A 2,837-nucleotide genomic window follows, 5' to 3' on the forward strand; every position below is an offset into this window, starting at 1 on the left:
CCTGTCGGAGTACGCGCAGCTCACCTGCGACGTGCGGCACGCCGACCGCGCGGTGGCCGATCGGATGTGGACCGAGATGAAGGCGGCGATTCCGGATTGCGCACGCCAAGCCAACATGGACATGGCCATCACGGAGGAGTAACAGTTCGGCAGCGAGCGGTTCGATCCCGGCTGCGTGCGGCTGATTCGCGAGGCGGCCGAGGTGCTCCGCGTCCCGCACCGCGACATCCTGAGCCAGGCCGGCCACGACGCCTACTACATCTCGCGCGTGGCGCCGACCGCGATGATCTTCACCCCGTGCCGCGACGGCATCTCGCACAACGAGGCCGAGCACGCCGAGCTGGACTACACGTCGCCGGGGGTGAACGTGCTGCTGCACGCGGTGCTGGCCCGGGCCAACCGGTAGAGGCGCGCGAGATTTCCGATCCGTCCCGGCTGCTGCGGCACCCGCCGTTCGCCCTGCTGTCGTCGTCCCGGGTCCTGGCCACCGTCGGCTTCCAGATGCTGGGCGTCGCGGTGGGCTGGCAGCTCTACGACCTGACCGGCCGCGCGCTCGACCTGGGGCTGGTCGGGCTCGCCCAGTTCGTGCCGATGATCCTGCTGACGCTCGTGGTCGGGCAGGTGGCCGACCGCTACGACCGGCGGCTCGTGGTCATCCTCTGCGAGATCGCGAAGGCGGCCGTCGCGGCGGCGCTGGCCCTGGGCGCGATCGGCGGCTGGCAGACGCGGACCACCATCTTCGCCCTCGTGGCGCTGCTCGGCGCGGCGCAGGCCTTCGAGAACCCCGCGATGAGCGCGCTGGTGCCCGAGGTGGTGGACCGCTCGCTGATCGCGCCCGCGATGGCCTGGGTGATCTCGGCCGGGCAGACCGCCCAGATCGTCGGGCCGGCGCTGGGCGGCCTGCTCTACGCGTTCGGCCCCGGCGCGGCCTACTTCACCGCCGGCGGCCTCTTCATCCTGGCCGGCGCGCTCGCGGTCGCGATCCGGGTGGCGCGCCGGGTGCGCCCGCGCGAGCCGCTCACGCTCGAGACCGTGTTCTCGGGTGCCGCGTTCATCTACGGCCAGCGGGTGCTGCTGGGCTCGATGTCGCTCGATCTCTTCGCGGTGCTGCTGGGCGGGGCCACCGCGCTCCTCCCCGTGTTTGCCAAGGACATCTTGAAAGTCGGGCCGGTCGGGCTCGGCGTGCTGCGCTCGGCGCCCGCCATCGGCGCGCTGGCCACGTCGGTGTTCCTGGCGCGCTACCCGCTCGAGCACCGCCTCGGGTCGACGCTCTTCCGCTCGGTGATCGTCTTCGGCGCGGCCACGGTGGTGTTCGCCCTCTCCACCGACTTCGTGTTGTCGCTCGTCGCGCTCACGATCCTGGGCGCGGCCGACGTGGTCAGCATGGTCATCCGCATGTCGCTGGCCCAGATCCGCACGCCGGACGCGATGCGCGGCCGGGTGAGCGCGGTGCACTCGCTCTTCACCGGCACCTCCAACCAGCTCGGCGCCTTCGAGTCGGGCGTGCTGGCCGCGCTGATCGGCACCGTGCTCTCGGTGCTGCTGGGCGGCCTCGGGACGATCGCGGTGGCCGCGATCTGGATGCGGTTGTTTCCGGAGCTACGCCGCCTCGGCCGCTTCGAGGAGTAGCGCGGCCCGGGTCCTCACGGATCGAAGCGGCGGAGCACCTGCCCCGGCCGCCGGCCCGCGGGCTGCTCGACCACGCGGCCGCGCTCCAGCACGGGGCGGCCGTTGACCAGGCTCCACTCCACGCCGCGCGCGCGGGAGACGAAGCGGCCCTCCCCGCCGGGCAGGTCGGTGACCCACTCCACCGGCAGGGCGTCCACCGTGGCCGGGTCGAAGATGGCCACGTCGGCCCAGCAGCCCGGCTGAAGCCGCCCACGCTGCGGGATGCGATAGGCACGGGCTGGATCGTCGGTGAGCCGCTTCACGGCGGCCTCCAGGGGCAAGCGCTCGAGGCGGCGCACCCACTTGCCGAGCAGCGTGCTGGAGTAGCCGGCGTCGCACATCAGCGACAGATGCGCCCCGGCGTCGGACAGCGTGATGAGGGTAAGCGGGTGGACGATCAGGTCGCCCACCACTGTCTCGTCGGTGTTGAGCAGCCCGGCCAGGAACTCCACGTCGAGCCCGTCGGCGGTCACCAGGTCGAGCCAGGCGTCCACCGGATGCTTGCCGGTCTCCCGCGCGAGATCGGCGAGGCTCTGGCCCTCCAGCGGCTTGTGCTCGGGCCGGTGCGTCCGCAGCACCTGCACCAGATCCCAGCGGCCGCGGAACACCGCGAAGCGCCGCGCGTCGAGATCGGCCTTGAGCGCGGCGCGGAATGCCGGATCGCCGTAGACGTGTAGCCAGCGCGATTCCGGCTCCTTCATCACCGCCTGCCAGGCCGGCATGCCCTCGAACGGGTAGGGATTCTTCATCGTGAAGTCCATCGTGAGCGGCCGGCAGGAGATCTGGGGCACTACCTCCACGCCCTCGCGGTGGAAGGCCTCGGTGATGGCCAGGCGCTCCGGCACGTACTCCGGTCGGTCGTCGCGCTGGAAGAACGCGGCCCAGATCGCGGGCCGGCCGCTGACGCGCCAGATCTCGCGCAGGTCCTCCAGCGTGGTCTTGGGTCCGATGGTGATCTGGAAGAGGCCGCGCCCCGACTCGCCCATCGCCTGCGTGAGCGCGAGGAATTCGGATCGATCCGCGAGCCGGCTGGCCACCGGCAGCCCGCCCTCGCCCACGTGCGCCTCCGCGGTGGAGGAGCCGAGGCCGATCGCTCCCGCGGCCATCGCCTCGCGCACCAGCGCGCACATGGCCGACACCTCCTCGGCGGTCGCCACCCGGTGCTGGCT

3 protein-coding genes are annotated in these 2,837 nt (G+C 72.2%); 2 read left to right on the plus strand and 1 reads right to left on the minus strand.

The window, feature by feature from the left end; genetic code table 11:
- Positions 1 to 175: 175 nt before the first annotated feature.
- Positions 176 to 406 (plus strand): M20/M25/M40 family metallo-hydrolase, encoded by a 231-nt coding sequence (locus tag VKN16_20330; protein HME96553.1) that lies wholly within the window; start codon positions 176 to 178, stop codon positions 404 to 406.
- Between the two features lie 32 nt (positions 407 to 438).
- Positions 439 to 1,629: an MFS transporter gene (locus VKN16_20335; GenBank protein ID HME96554.1), complete on the plus strand. Its 1,191-nt coding sequence runs from the start codon at positions 439 to 441 to the stop codon at positions 1,627 to 1,629.
- A gap of 14 nt (positions 1,630 to 1,643) precedes the next feature.
- Here VKN16_20335 and VKN16_20340 read toward each other — a convergent pair.
- A partial coding sequence (locus VKN16_20340) for an amidohydrolase family protein (GenBank protein ID HME96555.1) occupies positions 1,644 to 2,837 on the minus strand: 1,194 nt, incomplete at its 5' end.

It is taken from the genome of Candidatus Methylomirabilota bacterium, assembly GCA_035315345.1.
Classification (GTDB): domain Bacteria; phylum Methylomirabilota; class Methylomirabilia; order Rokubacteriales; family CSP1-6; genus CAMLFJ01.